This is a genomic window from Streptomyces sp. SID12501 (assembly GCF_010550245.1).
Lineage (GTDB): Bacteria > Actinomycetota > Actinomycetes > Streptomycetales > Streptomycetaceae > Streptomyces.
In genome coordinates this window covers 1-618 of the sequence record NZ_JAAGLU010000258.1, presented here as the reverse complement: position 1 = coordinate 618, position 618 = coordinate 1, and the positions used below count along the sequence as shown (strand labels likewise).

The following is a 618-nucleotide window of genomic DNA, read 5'->3' as shown; positions in this document are numbered from 1 at the left end:
CCGACGGCGTGACGGCGTCGACGTTGGTGAGGTCGGCGAACTTCTGCAGCGCGTCGGCGAACTCGGGGGTGTCGACGGTGACCGTGGTGCGGTCGGCGTCGATGAAGTCCGCGCCGTTGCTCCACACCATCGACTGCAGGTTCCACTGGACGTTGAGCCCGGTGCCCCACTGGTCGACCGCGCCGTCGCCGTCGGTGTCCGTCGTCAGCTGCTTGCAGATCTCGACGAACTGCTCCCACGTGAGCGGCGTGTCCTTGTCGGGCAGCGGGATGCCCGCGGCCTCGAGCATGGTCTTGTTGTAGCCGAAGGAGAACGGGCCGATGTCCTTGGGCAGGCCGTAGAGGCGGCCCTCGGGGGTGCCCTGCAGCGTGCCGTCGAAGCGGTAGGAGTCGACGCCGTACTCCCACAGGTTGTCGAGGTCCACGTCGGACGCCTCGACCTGGTCGGTGATGTCGAGCAGCACGCCCGACGCGACGTAGGACTGCAGCGACGCCTGCTCGATGTAGAACACGTCGGGCACGTTGTTGCCGGCGACCGCGGCCTGGAGCTTGGTGGCGTACTGGTCGGCGTCGGTGACGATCATCTCGACGTCGACGCCCGTGGCCTCGGTGTTCTTGT

1 protein-coding gene is annotated in these 618 nt (G+C 67.5%); it reads right to left on the bottom strand.

Translation table 11 applies throughout. The features are described 5' to 3' along the window. The coding region (locus G3I71_RS45590) for an extracellular solute-binding protein (RefSeq protein ID WP_164324825.1) at positions 1–618 on the bottom strand (618 nt) is incomplete at both ends.